The sequence below is a fragment of the Zavarzinia aquatilis genome (genome assembly GCF_003173035.1).
Taxonomy (GTDB): domain Bacteria; phylum Pseudomonadota; class Alphaproteobacteria; order Zavarziniales; family Zavarziniaceae; genus Zavarzinia; species Zavarzinia aquatilis.
This window is the reverse complement of the sequence record NZ_QGLE01000006.1, coordinates 1-21,118: the sequence shown is the minus strand read 5'-3', so window position 1 is coordinate 21,118 and position 21,118 is coordinate 1. Positions and strand designations below refer to the sequence as shown.

14 protein-coding genes and 1 pseudogene are annotated in these 21,118 nt (G+C 68.2%); 9 read left to right on the top strand and 6 right to left on the bottom strand.

What is annotated here, in order from left to right:
• The first annotated feature begins 90 nt into the window (after positions 1-90).
• Positions 91-552 (top strand): methylated-DNA--[protein]-cysteine S-methyltransferase, encoded by a 462-nt coding sequence (locus DKG74_RS11325; protein ID WP_165837644.1) that lies wholly within the window; start codon positions 91-93, stop codon positions 550-552.
• Here DKG74_RS11325 and DKG74_RS11320 read toward each other — a convergent pair.
• Entirely contained in the window at positions 549-1,817 is a 1,269-nt protein-coding gene (locus DKG74_RS11320) for a DUF6438 domain-containing protein (RefSeq protein WP_133251569.1), read from the bottom strand. The genes DKG74_RS11325 and DKG74_RS11320 overlap by 4 nt on opposite strands.
• 182 nt (positions 1,818-1,999) lie before the next feature.
• Here DKG74_RS11320 and DKG74_RS11315 point away from each other — a divergent pair, with 182 nt between their 5' ends.
• The 3 genes from DKG74_RS11315 (at position 2,000) to DKG74_RS11305 (ending at position 6,168) form a co-directional block, all read left to right on the top strand.
• The gene (locus tag DKG74_RS11315) at positions 2,000-2,704 is read left to right on the top strand and encodes a dienelactone hydrolase family protein (protein WP_109905804.1); all 705 of its coding nucleotides are present in this window, start codon (positions 2,000-2,002) and stop codon (positions 2,702-2,704) included.
• Between the two features lie 11 nt (positions 2,705-2,715).
• Positions 2,716-3,696 carry a quinone oxidoreductase family protein gene (locus tag DKG74_RS11310; protein WP_109905802.1) on the top strand — a complete coding sequence of 327 codons (981 nt, stop codon included), beginning with the start codon at positions 2,716-2,718 and terminating at the stop codon, positions 3,694-3,696.
• A gap of 72 nt (positions 3,697-3,768) precedes the next feature.
• A complete protein-coding gene (locus tag DKG74_RS11305; RefSeq protein ID WP_109905800.1) occupies positions 3,769-6,168 on the top strand; it encodes a TonB-dependent receptor in 2,400 nt (799 codons plus the stop codon).
• Between the two features lie 111 nt (positions 6,169-6,279).
• On the opposite strand, the gene DKG74_RS11300 is transcribed toward DKG74_RS11305, so the two are convergent.
• Entirely contained in the window at positions 6,280-7,512 is a 1,233-nt protein-coding gene (locus tag DKG74_RS11300; protein ID WP_109905798.1) for an NADH:flavin oxidoreductase, read from the bottom strand.
• Positions 7,513-7,708: 196 nt separating this feature from the next.
• Here DKG74_RS11300 and DKG74_RS11295 point away from each other — a divergent pair, with 196 nt between their 5' ends.
• Positions 7,709-9,046 (top strand): LLM class flavin-dependent oxidoreductase, encoded by a 1,338-nt coding sequence (locus DKG74_RS11295; RefSeq protein WP_109905796.1) that lies wholly within the window; start codon positions 7,709-7,711, stop codon positions 9,044-9,046.
• A gap of 12 nt (positions 9,047-9,058) precedes the next feature.
• Here the strand turns inward: DKG74_RS11295 and DKG74_RS11290 are convergent, their stop codons facing one another.
• Positions 9,059-10,438, bottom strand: a complete 1,380-nt coding sequence (locus tag DKG74_RS11290) for an aspartate aminotransferase family protein (RefSeq protein ID WP_109905794.1) — start codon at positions 10,436-10,438, stop codon at positions 9,059-9,061.
• A 222-nt stretch (positions 10,439-10,660) separates the two neighbouring features.
• On the bottom strand, positions 10,661-11,044 hold the full coding sequence (locus DKG74_RS11285) for a helix-turn-helix domain-containing protein (protein WP_109905792.1): 384 nt from the start codon (positions 11,042-11,044) through the stop codon (positions 10,661-10,663).
• A 464-nt stretch (positions 11,045-11,508) separates the two neighbouring features.
• Here DKG74_RS11285 and DKG74_RS11280 point away from each other — a divergent pair, with 464 nt between their 5' ends.
• Together DKG74_RS11280 and DKG74_RS11275 are read left to right on the top strand one after the other, a co-directional pair.
• Positions 11,509-16,275, top strand: coding sequence for an NAD-glutamate dehydrogenase (locus DKG74_RS11280; RefSeq protein WP_109905790.1), 4,767 nt, complete (start codon positions 11,509-11,511; stop codon positions 16,273-16,275).
• On the top strand, positions 16,272-17,627 hold the full coding sequence (locus tag DKG74_RS11275; protein ID WP_109906272.1) for an MFS transporter: 1,356 nt from the start codon (positions 16,272-16,274) through the stop codon (positions 17,625-17,627). The genes DKG74_RS11280 and DKG74_RS11275 overlap by 4 nt, the downstream gene beginning before the upstream one ends.
• Before the next feature lie 145 nt (positions 17,628-17,772).
• Here the strand turns inward: DKG74_RS11275 and purH are convergent, their stop codons facing one another.
• Positions 17,773-19,347, bottom strand: coding sequence for a bifunctional phosphoribosylaminoimidazolecarboxamide formyltransferase/IMP cyclohydrolase (gene purH, locus DKG74_RS11270; RefSeq protein WP_109905788.1), 1,575 nt, complete (start codon positions 19,345-19,347; stop codon positions 17,773-17,775).
• A 116-nt stretch (positions 19,348-19,463) separates the two neighbouring features.
• Here purH and DKG74_RS11265 point away from each other — a divergent pair, with 116 nt between their 5' ends.
• Complete coding sequence (locus tag DKG74_RS11265; protein WP_109906270.1) at positions 19,464-19,943, top strand: thermonuclease family protein; 480 nt, start codon at positions 19,464-19,466, stop codon at positions 19,941-19,943.
• A complete protein-coding gene (locus DKG74_RS11260; RefSeq protein WP_109905786.1) occupies positions 19,943-20,494 on the top strand; it encodes an endonuclease domain-containing protein in 552 nt (183 codons plus the stop codon). Before DKG74_RS11265 ends, DKG74_RS11260 begins: the two co-directional genes overlap by 1 nt.
• Here DKG74_RS11260 and DKG74_RS11255 read toward each other — a convergent pair.
• Positions 20,460-21,118: pseudogene (locus tag DKG74_RS11255) on the bottom strand (AMP-binding enzyme); the annotation flags it as partial. The gene DKG74_RS11260 and the pseudogene DKG74_RS11255 sit on opposite strands and share 35 nt — an antisense overlap.

The window sequence follows — 21,118 nt, the reverse complement described above, 5'->3', positions numbered from 1 at the left end:
CTTGTCGCCGCCATGGATATGGCGACGATGGGCCGGATCAGTTTAGATCAGCGCAGTGCCGACGCAAGACAACCATGGAAGGTCGAGACCTTGGCCGAAGCCCGCGTGCAGACCCCGATCGGGATGTTCCACGTCACGGTGCGCGCCGACGCGGTCACCGCCGCCGGCTGGTCGCCCAGCGGCGACGATACCCCGGCGGACGACATCCTGCTGCGTCTCGCCCTCGGCCAGGTGGAGGATTATTTCGCCGGCCGGCGCCGGGACTTCGACCTGCCCATCGCGCCGCACTGCACGCCGTTCCAGCGCAAGGTCTGGCGCCGCATCGCCGCCATCCCCTTCGGCCAGTTCGAGACCTATGGCGCCCTCGCCCGCACCCTCGGCGGCGTCGCGGCCCAGGCGGTGGGTCAGGCCTGCGGCCGCAACCCGGTCGGCCTGCTCGTGCCCTGCCACCGCGTGCTCGCCGCCGGCCCCCGGCTCGGCGGCTATGGCGGCTCGGAAGACGTCAAACGCTGGCTGCTCGCCCATGAGGGCATCGCGGTGCCGGAGACTTAAGGTTTCGCGCCCGCCGCTTCGAGCAGAGCGACGATGGCCTTGAGGTCTTCGAGATAGGCCGGCCCGAGCCAGTCGGGCACCTGGTCGGGCGCGGTCTGCGCCCGCGCGATGGCGAGGGCACTGTCGCCTTCCGGCTCGCGCGCGTCGGGGTCGCCGCCCCGGCGCAAGATGGCGGCGAGGATGTCGGGCTTGCCGCCGCGTACCGCGGCGATCACGGCGCGCTGGCGCTGGTCGCCGCTGGGCGCGTCGAGGGCACCGGCCGCCAGCAGGCGGTCGACCACGTCGCCGTCGCTGTATTGCGCCGCCAGGGTCAGGGCGAAGATACCGCGGCAGGATCCCGTCGGGGCGACACCCCGCGCCAGCAGCGCGCCGACGAGCGGTCCTGCCCCCGGGCGGATGCTGCAGGCCAGCGCCCCGGCAGCGGCGGGGGCCTGGAAGTCCCAACCGGCAGCCCTCAGATCGTCGACGATTTCCACGCCGCCCGAGACCCAGCGCGCGCTGCGCGCCAGATGTTCCACCGCCCGCTCCAGCGCGACGACCGTGGGCGGCATCCCGTCGTAGAGGCCGGCGTAATCGACCACTTTCTTTTCGGCTTTGCCCAGGCGCAGGCGCAGCACGGTCGACGGCAGGTCCGTGACCTCGGCGGCATATTCATCCTCGAGGCCGAAGAATTGCGCGGCGCGGAACTGCTCGATCAGGGCGGCGACGGCGGCGGGGTCGACCCGCTCCTCCACCCGGCCGGCGAAGGCGACATTGAAACCGCCGTCATAGCTGACACGGCCATCGCCCCCGATGGTGACGGTATAGATCGGGCAGGTGCCGTAACAGGCGGTGTGCTGGATGGAAATCTCGGTTTCGGCGGCGCTGGCCCTGGGAAAAGGCCGCTCGGCCGGGGGGCGTGTCCGCGGAAAGATCGGGATGGTCAGCGGGCCGGTAACGGCGACATCCCTGCCGCCGCGCTCGAACGGGCGGAAATGCAGGGACATGGCCAGTTGCACGGCGCGTTCGTAGTATTCGTCGTCGCCCCGGCTCGGCTTGGCCGATGTAACCGATCCTGTTCCATCAATGGCAATGTCGAGGGAAACCGCCTCGCCGAAGGTCACATCCGCCGAATCGCTGTTGAAATAAAGGGGCGGGCTGCCGGGGGCCAGATGCTCGCGGATCTCGCTGCTGTCGACCAGCGGGGTCTCGTCCGCCTGCGCGGCGCGCGTCAGGGACAGGGCGGCGAGAATGCCCGCCACAACCACCGTGACCCGTCGTGCCATGCCCTGCCTCCGCCGATGCGCCGCCATGCTAGTGGCTTGGCCCCGACTTGTCGACGGGATGCCCCACCGGGGGGATGCCCCCCGTGACGCGATGCCCCCGCGACGCGATGCCCCCGCGACGCGATGCCATGACAAGGACGCTTTCGGGCGCTAGCATCCCAGCACAATTCAGGGAGGATCTGATGACGGCATCGAGCATCACCATCGCGGCAACGGACGGCGGCAGCTTCTCGGCCTATGTGGCGCGGCCGGCGGGTGGCGCGCCCGCCCCGGCGATCGTCGTCATCCAGGAAATCTTCGGCGTGAACGCGGTCATGCGCGGCGTCTGCGACTGGCTGGCGGGCGAAGGCTTCGTCGCCATTTGCCCGGACCTGTTCTGGCGGATCGAGCCGGGCATCGACATCACCGACCAGACCAAGGCGGAATGGGACCGGGCCTTCTCGCTGTTCGGCGCCTTCGACCGCGCCAGGGGCATCGCGGATATCGAGGCGACGCGGGCCGTCGCCGCCGGCTTGCCGGGGACGACGGGCAAGGTTGGCGCCGTCGGTTACTGCCTTGGCGGTCACATGGCTTACCGGACGGCGGCGGAAACCCCGATTGACGCCTCGGTCGGCTATTACGGTGTCGGTATCAACGAGGTGCTGAATCTCGCCCCGGGCATCAAGACGCCCCTGATGCTGCATATCGCCGAGAAGGACGGCTTCGTGCCGCCGGAAGCGCAGGCGAAAATGGCCGAGGGGCTGGGCGGCAATCCGCTGGTCACGCTCCACACCTATGCCGGGCAGGATCATGCCTTCGCCCGCATTGGCGGCGCCCATTACGACAAGGCTTCGGCCGATCTCGCCAACGCGCGCACGCTGGCCTTCTTCCGCCAGCATCTGGCCTGAGGGGCAAGGCGATGAGCGAGGCGCGGGCGATCCGCATTCATGCGGCCGGCGGGCCGGAGGTGATGGCGCTCGAGACTTTGGCCCTGCCGCCGCCCGGCCCGGGCGAGGTGCGCCTGCGCCAGACCGCCATCGGGGTGAATTTCATCGACTGCTATCACCGCAGCGGTCTCTATCCCCTGCCCCTGCCGTCGGGTATCGGGCTGGAGGCGGCGGGCGTCGTCGAGGATGTCGGCCCGGGGGTGACGGGTCTTGCCGCTGGCGACCGGGTCGCCTATTGCCTCACGCCCATCGGGTCTTACGCCAGTCATCGCAACTATCCGGCCGATCTTCTGGTGAAGGTGCCGGACGGGGTTACGGACGAGCAGGCCGCCTCGCTCATGCTGCAGGGCCTGACCGCCTGGTTTCTCCTGCACCGGACCTATCGGGTCAAGGCGGGCGAGACCGTGCTGTTCCACGCCGCGGCCGGCGGTGTCGGTCTCATCGCCTGCCAATGGGCACGGCACCTGGGGGTGCGGCTGATCGGCACCGCAGGCTCGCCCGAGAAGGCGGCGCTCGCCCGCGAGCATGGCGCGGCCGAGGTCATCCTCTATCGCAGCGAGGATGTGGCGGCGCGGGTGCGCGCGCTGACCGACGGCAAGGGCGTGCCCGTCGTCTATGATTCCGTCGGCAAGGATACCTGGGACGGCTCGCTCGACAGTCTCGCGATGCGCGGGCTGATGGTCAGCTTCGGCAACGCCAGCGGCCCGGTGCCGCCGTTCAGCCCGGGCATCCTGGCGGCCAAGGGCTCGCTCTACCTCACGCGACCGACCCTGTTCCACCATATCGCCGACAAGGCGGAGCGGGACGAGGCGGCGGCCACCCTGTTCGATCTCGTCTCGAGCGGCATCATCCGCACCAATGTCCGCCAGCATTTCGCCCTCGCCGATGCGGTCGCGGCACATCGGGCGCTGGAAGCCCGGGCCACCGTCGGCTCGACCGTGCTGCTGCCTTGATTGCCGCCGGAGGCCGTGTTGTAAACTCCGGATAGGCCGCCCCGGACGGGGCACGGGGGTCTGGGGGAAACATTGTCGATCGTTCGGCGCGAACGTGTTCTGGCCGCGGGGCTCCTCGCGGCCGCCTCGTTGCAGGCGGCCTGGGCGGGGGATGGCGCTCCCCTCTCCCGCGCCGACATCGAACAGTCGCTCGCTGGCGGTGCCGAATGGCTCGACCCGGTCGAGGTGACGGCCGATGCCCCCGGCGAGGAAGCACGCGAGCCGGCCCTGTCGAAGACCGTGGCCGACAGGGAAAAGGTCGAAGCCGCCGAGGGCGATCTGATGACCCTGGTGCGGCAGATGCCGAACGCGATCGCCGTCAGTTCCAGCCTGCGCATCTCGACCGTCGCGATAAGAGGCATCGGCGCCACGCCGCCCGCCGAAGCGCGGGACAACGCCAACGGCCTGTTCGTCGACGGCGTCTATTATCCGCGGCCGGCCTCCCTGTCCTTCGATATGTTCGACGTGGATCGGGTGGAGCTGATCCGCGGCTCGCAGGATATCCTGTTCGCGCGGAACACGGTGGCCGGCGCCCTGAACGTGCAGACCGCGCGACCATCGTTCGAGCCGGCCGCCGAAATTTCCCTGAGCGCGGGCAGCGACCGCTATTTCCGCACCACGGGCATGGTGACGGGACCGGTTTCGGACACGTTGGCCCTGCGCCTCAGCTTTTCCCATGGCGAGCGCGATGGCGCTGTCGAGAATATCAACCCCGACTCCGCCGCGGCGGACCGCCTGAACGGGACCAACGATTATGGCCTGCGCGCGCAGATGCTGTGGGAGCCGAGCGACGAGTTCAGCCTGAGGATCGCCGCCGACAGAAGCGAACAGGATGCCCGCTGCTGCGTCCAGCTGCCGGGGCAAAGCATCGAGACCCAGGCCGATGGCAGCGACTTCCCCGACAATTCGCGCGAGCGGCGGCGCAGGGAAGGTTACGTCGTGCCTGAAGATGGTGCCCGGCGGCGGCAGACCGACGTCGATGCCCGGGTCGAGGCCCAGGCCGAGCAGGGCGGCGTGCTGGCGGAAGCCAGATGGTATCTGCCGGGTTATGAACTGACGTCGCTCACCGCCTGGCGCGGCCAGACCTACGACCCGCGCACCGACAGCGATTACACGGCACTCTCGGTGCTGAACCAGTTCGGCGTGTCCTACGACCAGGGACAATTCAGCCAGGATCTGCGCCTGGCCTCCACCGGCCGACGCAGGGTCGATCATGTCTTCGGCCTGCAGGCTTTCTGGCAACGGGTCGACAGCCTGCAGGACCAGGAATTCGGTGCCGATGCCGCTTCGATCCTGATCGTGCCGACCTTGCCGCCGCTGCTCGGTCCGCTGCTGGAGCCGGAGATCCGCGCGGCCATCGACGGACTTCACGTCTATCAGGCCGCGCATATCGACACGGCGAGCGTGGCAGCCTTCGGTCAGGCCAGCTGGAACATCACGGATAACACCAGCCTGACCGCGGGCCTGCGCTACACGCTGGAGCGCATGAAAGGCGATTTCAGGCAATATCTCGAAGGCGGGGGCGGCGATTTGCCGGGCCCGGTCGCCACCGTGGTGCGTGACCAGATCGCGCGGCCCGACGCCTGGCGCGACTCCCGGGCGGACGGGAGCCTGTCGGCGCGGATCAGCCTCGCGCATCGGCTGTCCGAGGGGGTGTCGGCCTATGTCTCCTACGCGAGGGGCGGCAAGCCCGGCGGGATCAATTTCGCCGCGCTCAGTGCCGGGACGAGCCGGGAGGTCGCGGCCGAGACGGCGGACACGGCGGAACTCGGCGTCCGGACCCGGTGGCTGGGGGACCGGCTGACCGTCGACGGCACGCTCTACTGGATCGAGCTGCAGGATTACCAGGCGGTGAAATTCGACCGCGAAACCCTGGCGAGCTATATGTCCAATGTCGGCCGGGTCCGTTCCCGGGGCGTCGAACTCGATGCCCTGTTCTGGCTTTCACCCAGCCTCGGCCTCCGCGCCAGCCTCGCCTATAACGAGACCGAGATTCAGTCCTATCCGGACGCGCCCTGCCCGCCCGATGTCCATGTTCCCCAGGGCGCGGTCTGCACCGTCAACCTCGCCGGTCATGAACTCGAAGGGGCGCCGCGCTGGACCGCGTCGGTCGGCTTCGATTACACGAGGCCCCTCGGCTTCTGGCAGGGCGACGATCTGGAGGGCTTCATCGGCGGCGACTTCAACTATGTCTCCGCCTATATGACCGAGGCCGGCTCGGACTACACGCGGGTCAAGGGCCGGGGCATCGCCAACCTGAGGCTCGGCCTGCGCGCGACCGACCGGCGCTGGTCGCTGGCGCTCTGGGCCAACAATCTGTTCGATCGCCATTACGACACGGCCCAGGCGTCGCTGCCGCTCAACCTTGGCGGAACGGTCATCGTACCGGGCGATCCCCGGATGATCGGGGTTACGGCAACGCTGCGCTATTGACCGGCCGCCGCTCAACCTGGGGGGCCCTTAATCCGGGGACACTATACATAATTCGACGACAGCGCGCGCGGATAATTAAATATAGTGTCCCCGAATTAGGGGGCCGTGGGATCAGGCGCCGGCGATGACGCTGTTGTCCGCGGGGCTTGGGGCGGGGCGGAGCACGCAGTGGCTGCCCGAGGGGCCGTGCATGGTGGCGACGCAGCGGTTGCAGGCGGTGCAGCCCGAAGCGGTCAGCCGGCCGCTGCGAAACCCGTCGACCAGATCGGGGTCGTGCAGCAGGGCGCGGCCGAGCACGATGGCATCGAAACCGTCGGCCATGACGCCCTCGACATTGGCAAGCGACTTCACCCCGCCGAGATAGCCGAGCGGCATGGACACTGCTGCCCGCACCTGCCGCGAGAAATCGCGCAAGTAAAGTTCGTGGAACTCGAGGCGGCGCGGCTGCATCAGCGCCAGCATGTCGAGGGCGCGGCGGGCGATGAAGGAAGGTTCCGCCTGTTTCATCTCGGGGATCGGCATCCTGGAGCCGAAGATCCACCAGGGCGACTGCACGTTCATGCCGGCGGACAGCACCAGCATATGGGCGCCGTCGGCTTCGAGCAGGCGGGCGAGTTCGGCCGCCTGCCCTGCCCCTGCCCCGCCGCGATAGCCCTCGAACACGCCGATCTTGCACAGGACCGCCATGTCCCGCCCGACGGCGCCCAGCACCCGGCGCAGCACCATGCGGGGGAAACGGGCACGCCCCTCGACCGAGCCGCCGAACTCGTCCCGCCGCCGGTTCTCGCCGGGCGACAGGAACTGGCTGAGCAGATAGCCATGGCCCATGTGAATCTCGACCGCGTCGAACCCCGCTTCCCGCGCGGTGACGGCGGCGGCCGCGAAACGGTCGGCGAGGGTACCCAGCTCGGCCGGAGTCAGGGCGCGTTTCAGCATCATGCCGTGCAGGGCGCCCGACGGGTTGAGGCCGGCGGAGGCGCTGCCCGGCCGCCGGCCGTCCGACGGCCTCACGAAACCGAAGGCGCCGCCATGGGTGATCTGGGCCGAGGCGGCGGCGCCCTCCCGGTGCACCGCATCGGTCAGCACCCGTAAAGGCGCGACCGCTTCCGGGCGCAGCCACAGCTGATCCTCGAAGGTGCGGCCGTCGCGCTCGATCGCGGCATAGGCCATGGTGACCATGGCGGTGCCGCCGGCCGCGATGCGGCGGTGATGCTCGACCAGGGCGCGGGTCGGCAGGCTGCCGCGATACATGCCCTCGTTGGCGCCGGATTTGACGAAGCGGTTGCGCAGACGCAAGGGACCGAGCGACCAGCCCTCGAATGCCTTGTCCGTTCCCGTGGTCATGACCGCCCCTCCCGTTTTCCGGCAGGCTATGCGGGGCCGCCCCTCCTGCACACCTCCAAAGGGATTAGGGGCGCCATGTATCGACGGCGCGCAACGCACCCCCGCGAGCGATGCGGCTGGTCGGTCGCGGCGACGGCATTTACCATTCTGGACACAGGGCAAGACAAAAATTACGCGATGCGTATGGAGTATTGCGATGACCAGCCGCCGGCAGCTTCGATTGGGGGCCTTCATGCGGCCCGTCAGCATCCATACCGGGGCCTGGCGCTGGCCCGGCGCCCAGGCCGACGCGAATTTCAACCTGCGCCACCTGACCCGCTATATCCAGAAGCTCGAAGCCGGCAAGTTCGACGCCTTCTTCATGGCCGACCACCTCGCGGTCCTCAACATGCCGATCGAGGCCCTGCGGCGCAGCCACACGGTCACCTCCTTCGAGCCCTTCTCCCTGCTCTCCGCCCTCGCCATGGTGACGGAGCGGATCGGTCTGATCGCCACCGCCTCGACCACCTTCGACGAGCCATTCCACATCGCCCGGCGTTTCGCCTCGCTCGATCACATCAGCGAAGGGCGGGCGGGCTGGAACATCGTCACGACCTCCAACCCGGACGCCGCGCTGAACTTTGGCCGGGACAGCCACATGGACCATGGCGACCGCTATCGCCGGGCGCGCGAGTTCCACGATGTCGTCACCGGCCTGTGGGACAGTTTCGCCGACGATGCCTTCATCCGCGACGCCGAGAGCGGCCTCTTCTTCGATCCCGAACGAATGCACCGGCTGAACCACAAGGGCGAATATCTTTCGGTCCGGGGGCCATTGCATATCGCGCGGCCGGTGCAGGGCTGGCCGGTGATCGTGCAGGCCGGCGCGTCCGAGCCCGGGCGCCAGCTCGCGGCCGAGACGGCGGAACTGGTCTTCGCCGCGCCCTCGACGCTGGCCGGGGCGCGCAGCTTCTATGCCGACGTGAAGGGCCGGATGGACCGTCTGGGCCGCCCGCGCGACCATCTGAAGATTCTGCCCGCCGCCTTCGTCGTCGTCGGCGATACCGTGGAGGCGGCGAGGCAGAAGCGCCTGAAGCTCGACAGCCTCGTCCATTACGAAAGCGCCATCGCCTCGCTCTCGGTCGCGCTCGGCCATGATGCCTCGGGCTTCGATCCGGACGGGCCGCTGCCGCCGATCCCCGAGACCAACGACAGCAAGAGCAGCCGGGAGCGGGTGATCGAACTCGCCGAACGTGAGGGCTTGAGCGTGCGTCAGCTGGCCCAGCGCCTCGGCGGCTATGCCGGTCTGTCCTTCGTTGGCACGGCGCAAACGATCGCCGACGAGATGGAGCAGTGGCTGGAAACGGAGGGGAGCGACGGTTTCAACGTCATGTTCCCCTGGCTGCCCGGCGGGCTCGACGACTTCGTCGACCAGGTGGTGCCGGAATTGCAGCGCCGGGGCCTGTTCCGCACGGAATACGAGGGGCGGACCTTACGCGAGAATCTGGGCCTGCCCCGGCCGGCGAACCGCTTCTTCGCGGCGCCGGCCGGGTGAGCCGGGAAATGTTCAGCGGCCGAGGTCGACCGCCGTCCGCTCGATGCAGTCGGCGGCGAGGCCGACCAGTTCGTCGATCTCGGGCTTGGTGATCGACAGCGGCGGGGCCAGCACCATCACATCGCGGCAGGCCCGCATGACGAGGCCGTTGGCGAAGCAATGGTTGCGGCACAGGGTGCCGACGCCGCGCTTCGGGTCGAAGAAGGCATGGCTCGGCTTGTGCTCGACGAGTTCCATCGCCGCGATCATGCCGACGCCGCGCACTTCGCCGACCAGCCGGTGGTCGGACAGGGCGGCGCGCAGCTTCGCCTGGAAATAGGCGCCGATCTCGCCGCCCGCGGCGTCCACGAGGCCTTCCTCTTCCATGATCTCGAGATTGCGCAGGGCAACCGCCGCCGCGACCGGATGGCCGGAATAGGTGAAGCCGTGAACGATTTCCTCGCCCGCGTTGCGGAAGGTCTCGGCGACGCGGCCGCCCATCATGATGCCGGCCATCGGGATGTAGCCCGAGGTCAGGCCCTTGGCCATGGTCATGAAATCGGGCTGGATGCCGAAAGTCTGGCTGCCGAACCATTTGCCGGTGCGGCCGAAACCGCAGATCACTTCGTCGGCGATCACCAGCACGTCGTACTGGCGGCAGATGCGCATGATCTCGGGCCAATAGGTGGCGGGCGGGATGATCACGCCGCCAGCGCCCTGGATCGGCTCGCCGATGAAGGCGCCGACATTTTCCGGCCCGAGTTCGAGGATCTTCTTCTCGACCGCGCGCGCGGCCTTCAGGCCGAATTCGTCAGGGCCGAGGTCGCCGCCATGGGCGTACCAATAGGGCGCCTCGACATGGACGACGCCGGGCAGCGGCAGGTCGAACTGCGGGTGCATGGCGGTCAGGCCCGACATCGACGCCGCCTGCATGGTCACGCCGTGATAGGCGTAATTGCGGCTGATGATGGTCTTCTTGCGCGGCTTGCCCTGCAGGTTCCAGAAGTAGCGCACCAGCTTGGCGATGGTGTCATTGGCTTCCGAGCCCGAGCCCGCGTAGGTGACGAGGTCCATGCCCGCGGGCGCGATCGAGGCCAGCTTCTCCGAGAGCGCGACCACCGGCGGATGGGTGGTCTGGAAGAAGGTGTTGTAATAGGGCAGCTCGAGCAGCTGCTGTTTCGCGACCTCGGCCAGCTCGGCGCGGCCATAGCCGACATTGACGCACCACAGGCCCGACATGCCGTCGATCATGCTGCGGCCTTCGGAATCCCACAGGCGGACACCTTCCGCCCTGGTGATCACGCGGGCGCCCTTGGCGGCGAGACCGGCATGGTCGGTGAAGGGATGCAGGTGATGGCGGGCGTCGGCGGCCTGAAGGGCCTTGGTCGAATTGCGAACGGGGGTGGCGGTCATGGCGATCGGCCTCGTCGAAAGAAACAATACGGAAAAGACGAAGAAAGGGCGCGGCCAGACCTAGGGGTTGTAGCCGATGCGGGCGCAATGGATCAGCATCACGCGCTTGCGCGTGATCGTCGGGGAAGGGGCGCGGCCGTTGGCGATCATGGTCCGGAACTATAAAGAAAAAGCCCGCCCCGGGTAAGGGGGCGGGCTTTCAATCAGACAACAGACGGAACTTCAGGCGTCGGCGGTATCCTTGCCCAACGTCCGCAACAATTCGATCACCTTGCGGCGCACGGCTTCATCCTCGATCAGATAGTAGGCACGGACGAGGCTGATGGTTTCAGCCCGCGACATCAGGTCGAGATCGCCGGATTCGCTTTCCGTCTTGGTGCCTTCGACGCCGTCGAAGAAGAAGGAAATCGGCACGTCCAGCACTTCGGCCATCTTGTGAAGCTTTGATGCCGAAATGCGGTTGGTGCCTTTTTCATACTTCTGGACCTGCTGGAAGGTCAGATCCAGTGCATTGCCGAGCTCAGTCTGGCTGAAACCCAAAAGTTGGCGGCGAAGTTTGACTCGTGCTCCCACATGGACGTCAACCGGATTTGCCTTGGTCGGCATCTGTGTTCTCCTTGGCGCTTGGCCACATCACCCACGCGATATTCATGCGGTGGCCAGATTCACTTGGAAATGCGCCCCCCGAGAGATTTGCTATCATAGCATTGTAATATTGCCAATGACTGGTTGTGTTGGCGATCCATGCCCGGAGACGGCGAAATTTCAAGGGGCGGCTTTCTCGCTATCTTAGCACTACCATCTGTTGTGGCGGGCACCAAAATTTCACATTTCGTCGATGGTATAGGTTTGGAAACCTATAACGGCTTCACCATTCTCTGAGCATTTACTTCACATAATGACAATTCGCTAGGGTTGTAGACGGTTCCGCCAACTCTTCTGCGTCAATTTGACGCACAATGGGGCGGCGATTCAGCGACCCGGCGACAGAATGTCGCTGACCTGCCTTGGTGCCGTCGCGGGCCTCGGCTAGGCTCGCCCTTGAATCGCGACAGGCGAGGAGACGATCCATGGTCGAGAACAAGGCGGCGCAAGCGCGGCGCGACCGGATGGACGCCGTCATGGCCGAGGCCGCCGCAAGGCTGGGTCCGGGCGAGGCGGCGGACATGGTGGCGCGCTACTTCGAACATCTCAGCACCGAAGATCTGTTGGCCCGCACGCCCGAAGCCCTGTTCGGGGCCGCCCTCGGTCATTGGCGTTTCGCCGCCGAACGCCGACCGGGCAGCCAGCGGGTCCGGGTGTTCAATCCCCGTCTTGACGTTCATGGCTGGTACAGCCCGCACACCGTCGTCGAAACGGTGACCGACGACATGCCCTTCCTGGTCGATTCCATCACGGTCGCGCTGGCGCGCGAAGGCCGGGGCGTGCATCTGATCGCCCATCCCATCCTGACCGTCAGCCGCGGCGAAGACGGCCGGCGCCAGGCGCTGGTCCCGCCGGGCACGGCGGGCGCAGTCGCCGAATCCCTGATCCATATCGAGATCGACGAGGATGGCGACGCGGACAGCCGGGCCGCCCTCGCCGTCCGGCTCGACCATATCCTGTCGGATGTGCGGGCGGCGGTCGAAGACTGGCGCGCCATGCTGGCCCTGTTGCAGGACACGGCGGCGAGCCTTGCCGCCGCGTCCGGTGGTGACGAGCGCCGGGCGGAGCAGGTCGCCTTCCTGCGCTGGATGGAGGACGAGAATTTCGTGCTGCTGGGCGCCCGGGACTATGTCCTGCGCGGCGAAGCACTGGTGCAGTCGACCGGCCTCGGCCTGCTGCGCGACGCTCATGTCCACGCCATGGGGCGGGAGGGGGATGGCGGCGTCCATCACCTGCGCGATGGCGATACCGCCCTGATCGTCACCAAGTCCAACGTCGAATCGACGGTTCATCGCCGCGCCATCATGGATTTCGTCGGGGTGAAGCAATTCGATGCCGAAGGGAAGACGGTCGGCGAGCGGCGCTTCTATGGTCTCTTCGCCTCGACCGCCTATCAGCTGCGCCCGCGCGACATTCCCCTGCTGCGGGACAAGATCGCCCGCGTGCTGGCACGGGCCGGTTTCGCGCCGGGCAGTCACGACGGCAAGGCGCTGCTGAACACGCTCGAAACCTATCCGCGCGACGAGCTGTTCCAGATCGGGGACGAGGAACTGGCGCAGATCGCCCTCGGCATCCTGCGGCTGGAGGAGCGGCCGCACACCGGCCTGTTCCTGCGCACCGACGCCTTTTCGCGCTGGATTTCCGCCCTCGTCTATCTGCCGCGCGATCAGTTCGACACGGCGCTGCGCCAGCAGGTGGAGGCGATCCTGAGCCGGGCGGCGGGCGGCGAGGTCATGTCGCGCACCAGCCTGGTCGGCCAGACCGCGCTTGCCCGCGTACATCTGATCGTGCGCGCCACGGCCGAGGGCCTGGCCGCGCTCGACCCTTCGGCGCTGCTGGGCGAAATCACCGTCGCCGCCCGCGGCTGGACCGACCGGTTGCGCGAAGCCCTGATCGCGGCCGAGGGCGAGGACAAGGGCCTGAGGCTGGCGCGGCGCTGGCTGCCCGCCTTCCCCGCCGGCTATCGCGAAAGCCACAGCCCCGACAGCGCCCTTGCCGATATCGCCAAGGCCGAACCCCTTGTTGCGGGCGGCATCGCCGGGGCGGTCACCCAGGCGCTGTACCGCCGGCTGGAAGACGAGGATTCGTCGCTGCGCTTCAAGCTCTATCGCCTCGGCCAGCCGGTGCCGCTCTCGGACTGTCTGCCGCTGATCGAGCACATGGGCCTCAAGGTGATGGAGGAAGTGCCCCATGCCCTCGACTGCGCCGACGGGCCCCGGGTCTGGCTGCATGATTTCCGCCTGATCGACCCGCAAGGCCGCCCCCTCGCCCTCGAGACGCTGGGTCCGCTGGTCGAGGAAGCTTTCGCCCTGTTGTGGTCCGGCCAGATGGAGGACGACCGTTTCAACCGGCTGGTCGTGCTGGCGGCCCTGCCGGCGCGGGATGTCATGGTGCTGCGGGCGATCGCCAAATATCTGCGCCAGATCGGCGTCGCCTATAGTCAGGACTATATGGAAGAGACGCTGGCCCATTGGCCGGGCATCGCCCGCGACCTGGTCGGCCTGTTCCACCTGCGCCACGATCCCGATGACCGGGGCGACCGGCCACTGGCCTGCGCCGCGGCCCGGGCCAATATCCTTGTCGCCCTCGACGAGGTCGAAAGTCTCGACGAGGACCGCATCCTGCGGCGCTTCCTCAATATCGTCGACGCCTCCCTGCGCACCAATCTCTATCAGCGCGGCGCGGATGGCGCGCACCGCCCGTGCCTCGCCATCAAGCTCGACAGCCAGAAGGTCGAGGGCCTGCCCCTGCCCCGGCCCCTGGTCGAAATCTGGGTGTTCAGCCCCCGGGTGGAGGGTGTGCATCTTCGCGGCGGCCGGGTGGCGCGCGGCGGCATCCGCTGGTCCGACCGGCGCGAGGACTTCCGCACCGAAATCCTCGGCCTCGTGAAGGCGCAGATGGTGAAGAACGCGGTGATCGTGCCCACCGGCTCGAAGGGCGGCTTCTATCCGAAGCATCTGCCGGTCGGCGCCGGCCGCGAAGCGCAGCAGGCCGAGGCCATCGCCTGCTACCGCATCTTCATCGGCGGCCTGCTCGACCTGACCGACAATATCAGGGGCGGCGCCGTCGTGCCGCCGGATCGCACCCTCCGCTATGACGGCGACGATCCCTATCTGGTCGTCGCCGCCGACAAGGGCACCGCGACCTTCTCGGATATCGCCAACGAAATCGCCGAAGCCCGGGGCTTCTGGCTGGGCGATGCCTTCGCCTCCGGTGGCTCGGCCGGTTACGACCACAAGGCGATGGGCATCACCGCGCGCGGCGGCTGGGAAGCGGTGAAGCGGCATTTCCGCGAGATGGGCCGCGACACGCAAACCCAGGCCTTCACCGTCGCCGGGGTTGGCGACATGTCGGGCGATGTCTTCGGCAACGGGATGCTTCTGTCGGAGAAAATCCGCCTCGTCGCCGCCTTCGACCACCGGCACATCTTCCTCGATCCCGATCCGGACGAAGCAGCCAGTTTCGCCGAACGTCGCCGGTTGTTCGCCCTGCCCCGCTCGTCGTGGGACGATTTCGACCGCAAGGCGATCTCGGCCGGCGGTGGCGTCTTCCCCCGCACGCTGAAGGCGGTGCCCCTGTCGCCGCAGGTGCGCGCGATCCTCGGCGTCGAGGCGGAAAGCCTGACCCCGGCCGAGCTGATCCAGGCGATCCTGCGCGCGCCGGTCGATCTTCTGTGGTTCGGCGGCATCGGTACCTATGTGAAGGCGGCGGCCGAATCCCAGGCCGATGCCGGGGACAAGGCCAATGACGCGGTTCGCGTCGATGCCGGCACGATCCGCGCCCGGGTGATCGGCGAAGGCGCCAACCTCGGCTGCACCCAGCGCGGCCGGATCGACTATGCGCTGGCGGGCGGGCGCATCAATACCGACGCCATCGACAATTCCGCCGGGGTCGACTGTTCCGACCACGAGGTGAACATCAAGATCCTGCTGAACGGCGTGATGGCCGACGGCGATCTGACCCGCAAGCAGCGCGACGCCCTGCTGCGCGAGATGACGGACGAGGTCGGCCACCTCGTCCTCGCCGACAATTACCTGCAGACGCAGGCGATCAGCATGGTCGAGGCCCGGGGGTATCAGGCGCTGGAAAACCAGATGCGCCTGATGCGGATGCTGGAGGCGGATGGGAAACTGAACCGCAAGGTCGAATTCCTGCCGCCCGACACGGTGCTGATGGACCGCTTCCGCGCCCGCAAGGGCCTGACCCGGCCGGAAATCGCGGTCCTGCTCGCCTATGCCAAGATGCGCCTGCAGGACAGTCTGCTCGAAGGCGATGCGCCCGAGGACGATTATCTGGACGACGAGCTGGCGGCCTATTTCCCGGTGCCGCTGCAGACCCGCTATCCGGCGGAAATCGCCCGGCACCGGCTGCGGCGCGAAATCGTGGCGACGCGCCTCGCCAATGCCATCGTCAACTGGGCCGGCCCCACCTTCATCTCCCGCATCGAGGAGGCGACGGGCTTCGACGCCGGCACCATCGCCCGGGCCTATGTCACGGCAAGAGCGATCTTCGGCTTGCAGCCCCTGGCCGAGGCGATCGACGCGGCGGACGGCGCGGTGCCGGCGGCGAGCCAGACCCAAATGCTGCTCGCGACCGGCGACATCACGCGGCAGGCCACCATGTGGCTGCTGCACAATGAAATGCAGCCGATGTCGATCCGCGCCGCCATCGACCGTTACCGGCCGGGGGTCGCCGCCCTCGCCGCCACGATGCCGGACCTGCTGCCCCAACGGGCGGCGACGCGCCTGGCCTCGGCCCGGGACGGATTGCACGCCCTCGGCGTCGGGGACGATCTTTCCGGCGCCATCGCCGCCCTGCCGTTCCTCGCCGGGGCGCTCGACATCGTCGCGGCGGCGGACGGCGGCGATATCGGTCCCATCGGCCGGGCCTATTTCCGGCTGGGCGACGAGATCGGCCTCGACGCCCTGCGCGAGGCGGCGGCGGCGATCGAGCCGGGCGATCATTGGGACCGGCTGGCGCTGACCTCGCTGGTCGACGATCTCTACAGCCAGCAGCGCCTGCTCGCGGCGGCGGCCACCCGGTCGCCCGGCGGGGTCGAGGGCTGGCTGACCGCCAATGCCGCCGGCATCGCCCGCACCCGCCATCTGGTCACGGAACTGACCGAGGGCGGGGCCAGCCTGTCGAAACTGACCTTCGCCGGGCGCCATCTGCGCGGCCAGTTCTCGGTCTGAGGAGACCCATCTTGTCACAACGCCTGGCCGAAGCTTCCTGGACCACCTTCGACTGGGCGTTTCAGCCCTTCTTCACCCTGGTCACGACCTTCATCTTCGCGCCCTATTTCGTCGCCGCGGTCGCGCCCGACGCGGTGACCGGGCAGGCCTGGTGGGGCTATACCCAGACTGTCGCCGGCATCGCCATCGCCCTGCTCTCCCCGGTGCTGGGCGCCATCGCCGATGCGGCCGGCCCGCGCAAGCCCTGGATCGCCGCGCTCGCTTTCCTTACCTTCGCCGGCTGCGCGCTTCTGTGGCTGGCCCTGCCGGGCGCGGGGGGCGGCACCCTGCTGCTCGTCCTTGCCGCGATCACGCTGGCGACCATCGGCGCCGAATTCGCCATCGTCTTCAACAACGCGATGCTGCCTGACCTCGTGCCGGCGCATCGGGTCGGCGTGCTCTCGGCCATCGGCTGGGGCGTGGGCTATGTCGGCGGGCTGATCTCGCTCGGCCTCGTGCTCGGCCTCTTCGTCCTGCCCGAGGTGCCGGCCTTCGGCCTCGACAAGGCGGCGCATGAGGCGGAACGGCTGAGCGGCCCCCTGTCGGCCGTCTGGCTCGCCGTTTTCATCCTGCCCATGTTCCTCTTCGTGCCCGACAAGCCGCATCAGGGCCTGCCCCGGGGCGCCGCGATCCGTCAGGGCCTGTCGCAACTGGCCGGGACGTTGCGGGGCCTGCGCCATTACCGCAACCAGATGCGTTTCCTCGCCGCCCATATGATCTATGGCGACGCGCTGCTGGCGATCTTCGCCTTCGGTGGCATCTATGCCCGCAGCACCTTCGGCTGGGATCTGCTGACCATCGGCATCTTCGGCATCATCCTGAACGTGCTCGCCATGCTCGGCTCGTTCCTCGGCGGGTTGATGGAGGCGAAGATCGGCTCGAAACGGACGGTGACCGTTTCCCTGCTGCTGCTCATCGCCGGGACCGTGGGCATCCTGTCGATCGGGGCGGACCGTATCTTCTTCGTCTTCCCGGTGGAGCCGCCGGCCCCCGGGCGCGGCCTCTTCGCCAGCCCGGCCGAGCTGGCGTTCCTCGCCTCGACCCTGGTGCTCGGCCTGCCGTTCGGGCCGGCCCAGGCTTCGAGCCGCAGCCTGATGGCGCGGCTGGCGCCGCCCTCGATGATGACGGAATTCTTCGGGCTCTATGCCCTGTCGGGCAAGGCGACCGCCTTCCTCGCGCCGTTCCTGATCGGCATCGTCACCGAAATCACCCAGGACCAGCGCCTCGGCATCGCCGTGGTCGTGCCCTTCCTGCTGCTCGGCCTGTGGCTGCTTTCGGGCGTGCGCGAACCGGCCCTCCACCGCGACCGGTAACGCCTCACGATCGCAAGACTCCGGCCTTCGCCGGAGTGACGAGATGTTGGTGGCAGCCTTCAAGGGCCATTGAGGCCCCGCGAAGCGTCAGCGTAGCGAGCCAAGGATCGCGGACGCGATCCGCCCGGCGCTTGAGGGCCTGCGCTTAATGCCTGAAATGCCGCTCGCCGGTGAAGACCATGGCGAGACCGGCGGCATCGGCGGCGGCGATCACTTCGGCGTCGCGGATGGAGCCGCCGGGCTGGGCCACCGCCGTCGCCCCGGCTTCGACAAGGACGTCGAGACCGTCGGCGAAGGGGAAGAAGGCGTCGGAGGCGGCGACCGAACCCTTGGTCAACGGCTCGTCGAGGCCGGCGGTGCGGGCGGCGTCCTGCGCCTTGCGGAAGGCGATGCGGGCGCTGTCCACGCGGCTCATCTGGCCGGCGCCGATGCCGACGGTGGCGCCATTCTTCACGAAGACGATGGTGTTCGACTTCACGTGCTTGGCGACCTTCACGGCGAATTCCATGTCGGCCACTTCCTGCTCGGACGGGGTGCGCCTGGTCTTCACCTCGAAGCGGCTGCCATCGGCGCCGATCGCATCGCGGGTCTGGACGAGAAGGGCGCCGGCCAGGGTCTTGGCGGTGAGGCCCGGGGCCTTGGGATCGGGCAGGCCGCCGGTGATCAGCAGGCGCAGGTTCTTCTTGGCCGAGAGCACGGCGATGGCGTCCTCATCCGCCTCGGGGGCGACGATGACTTCGGTGAAGATCTTGGAGATCGCCTCGGCGGTTTCCCTGTCGAGGGTGGAATTCACCGCGACGATGCCGCCGAAGGCCGAGACCGGATCGCACATCAGCGCCTTGTCCCAGGCATCGAGCAGGCTTTCGCCGGTGGCGACGCCGCAGGGGTTGGCGTGCTTCACGATGACGACGGCCGGGCCATCCTTGGGATCGAATTCGGCGACCAGCTCGAAGGCGGCATCCGTGTCGTTCAGGTTGTTGTAGGACAGCTCCTTGCCCTGCAGCTGGCGCGCGGTGGCGACGCCGGGGCGCTTCTCGCCGGTGACATAGAGGGCTGCGGCCTGATGCGGGTTCTCGCCATAGCGCAGCAAAGAGGCGCGGCTGCCCGACAGGGTCAGGCGCTCGGGGAAGGTGTCGTCCAGCTGCTTCGCGAACCAGCCGGAAATCGCGGCATCATAGGACGCGGTGCGGGCATAGGCCTTGGCCGCCAGCTTGCGCCGAAGCGCCAGGGTGGTGGCGCCGCCATGGGCTGCGAGATCGTCGAGCACGGCCTGATAGTCGGCGGGTTCGACGACGACCGTGACGTGATCGTGGTTCTTGGCGGCGGAGCGGATCATGGCCGGGCCGCCGATGTCGATATTCTCGATGGTCTCGTCCCAGTCGGCGCCACGCGCCACCGTCGCCTCGAAGGGATAGAGGTTGACCACGACGAGGTCGATGTTGCCGATGCCATGCAGGTTCATCTGCTCGACATGGTCGGCGACGTCACGCCGGCCCAGCAGGCCGCCATGGACCTTGGGATGCAGGGTCTTCACCCGGCCGTCGAGGATTTCCGGACTGCCGGTGTAATCCGCGACCTCGATGACGGGCAGGCCGGCGTCGCGCAGCGCCTTCGCGGTGCCCCCGGTGGACAGCAGCTCGACGCCGCGGTCGGCAAGGGCGAGGGCGAAGGGGACAAGGCCGGTCTTGTCCGAGACCGAAAGAAGCGCGCGGGCGATCATGATCTTCCCTGAAAGGCTGGGGTGACGGAATTTGGCGCCTCTCTTAGCACCCGACGCCGGGTCTCGCCACTGCGGCGCTTGCCGGGCTCCCCTGTGTTCACCTATTGTTCGCCATCATGACCCGCCGACTGTTGCCGATTCTCCTGATCCTCGTCCTCGCCGCCGGCCTTGCCGTCGCGGGCGCGGCCTTGTGGACCCACCCTGGCCGGGCGCTGGCGAAACTGTCGGATGCCATGCCCGGGCCGTTTTCGGCCGAGGTGCTGCAGGTCGTCGACGGCGACACGCTCGAGGTCCGGGTGGCGATCTGGCTCGGTCAGGACGTGGTGACCCGTGTCCGCCTGCTCGGCATCGACACGCCGGAATTGCGCGGCAAATGCGAGGCGGAAAAGGTGCGGGCGGCGGCGGCCCGCGACTTGCTGCGCTCTCTGGTCGAGGGGCAGCCGGTGACGCTGCGCGATGTTTCCTACGACAAATATGGCGGCCGCGTCCTCGCCCTTGTCTCGGGTGCCGACGGGAAACCCCTCGCCGACCGCCTGATCGCCGCCGGCCTCGCCCGCGCCTATGACGGCAAGGCGAGGGGCGGCTGGTGCGAGTGATGCAAACCCACCTCACCCCGGCCCTCTCCCCCCTGAAGGGCGGAGAGGGGGGGGAGGTGGGCCGCGACGCCACCTCTATCGCCCGCCGGCTGAGGCGCGATGCGACCGAGGCGGAAAAGCGCCTGTGGTCGGCGCTGCGCCAGACGCCCCTGCCCTGCCGCCTGCGCCGTCAGCATCCCGTCGGGAAATACATCGCCGACTTCGCCCTGCCGGAAATCCATCTGGTGATCGAACTCGATGGCGGCCAGCACGCGGAGAGTGTCGCTGACGACCGGCGCACCGCGGCGCTTGCCGCGGCAGGGTGGCGCGTCATCCGGTTCTGGAATCACGAGGTGCTGGGCAATACCGCCGGTGTCGTCGAGGCGATAGTGCTGGAGGTTCGTCGGCGGTTGCCTACCTCACCTCCCGTCCTTGAATCCCTCCCCCCGCGAGCGGGCGGAGAGGGAGCCAGAGCGGTGACCGTATCTCCCTCTCCGCCCTTCAGGGGGGAGAGGGTCGGGGTGAGGTGGGGGCGCCTTACTTGTTCTGCCGGTTGTCGATCAGGTCGGTGACGACGGACGGATCGGCGAGGGTCGAGGTGTCGCCCAGGGCGCCGAACNCGGCGCATGATCTTGCCCGAGCGGGTCTTGGGCAGGCCGGGGGCGAACTGGATCAGGTCCGGGCTGGCGATCGGGCCGATCTCGCGGCGGACCCAGGCGACCAGTTCCTTCTTCAGCGCGTCCGAGGGTTCCTCGCCGGCATTCAGGGTGACATAGGCATAGATGCCCTGGCCCTTCAGGTCGTGCGGATAGCCGACGACGGCGGCCTCGGCCACCTTGGCGTGGGCGACCAGGGCGCTCTCGACCTCGGCCGTGCCCATGCGGTGGCCCGAGACGTTGATCACGTCGTCGACCCGGCCGGTGATCCAGTAGTAACCGTCCTCGTCACGGCGGCAGCCGTCGCCGGTGAAATATTTGCCCGGGTAGGTCGAAAAGTAAGTCTGCACGAAACGCTCGTGATCGCCGTAAACCGTGCGCATCTGGCCCGGCCAGCTGTCGGCGATGACGAGGTTCCCCTCGGTCGCGCCCTCGAGCACATTGCCCTCGGCGTCGACCACCTGGGGCGCGACGCCGAAGAAGGGCAGGGTGGCGGAGCCGGGCTTCAGGGCGATGGCGCCGGGCAGCGGCGTGATCAGG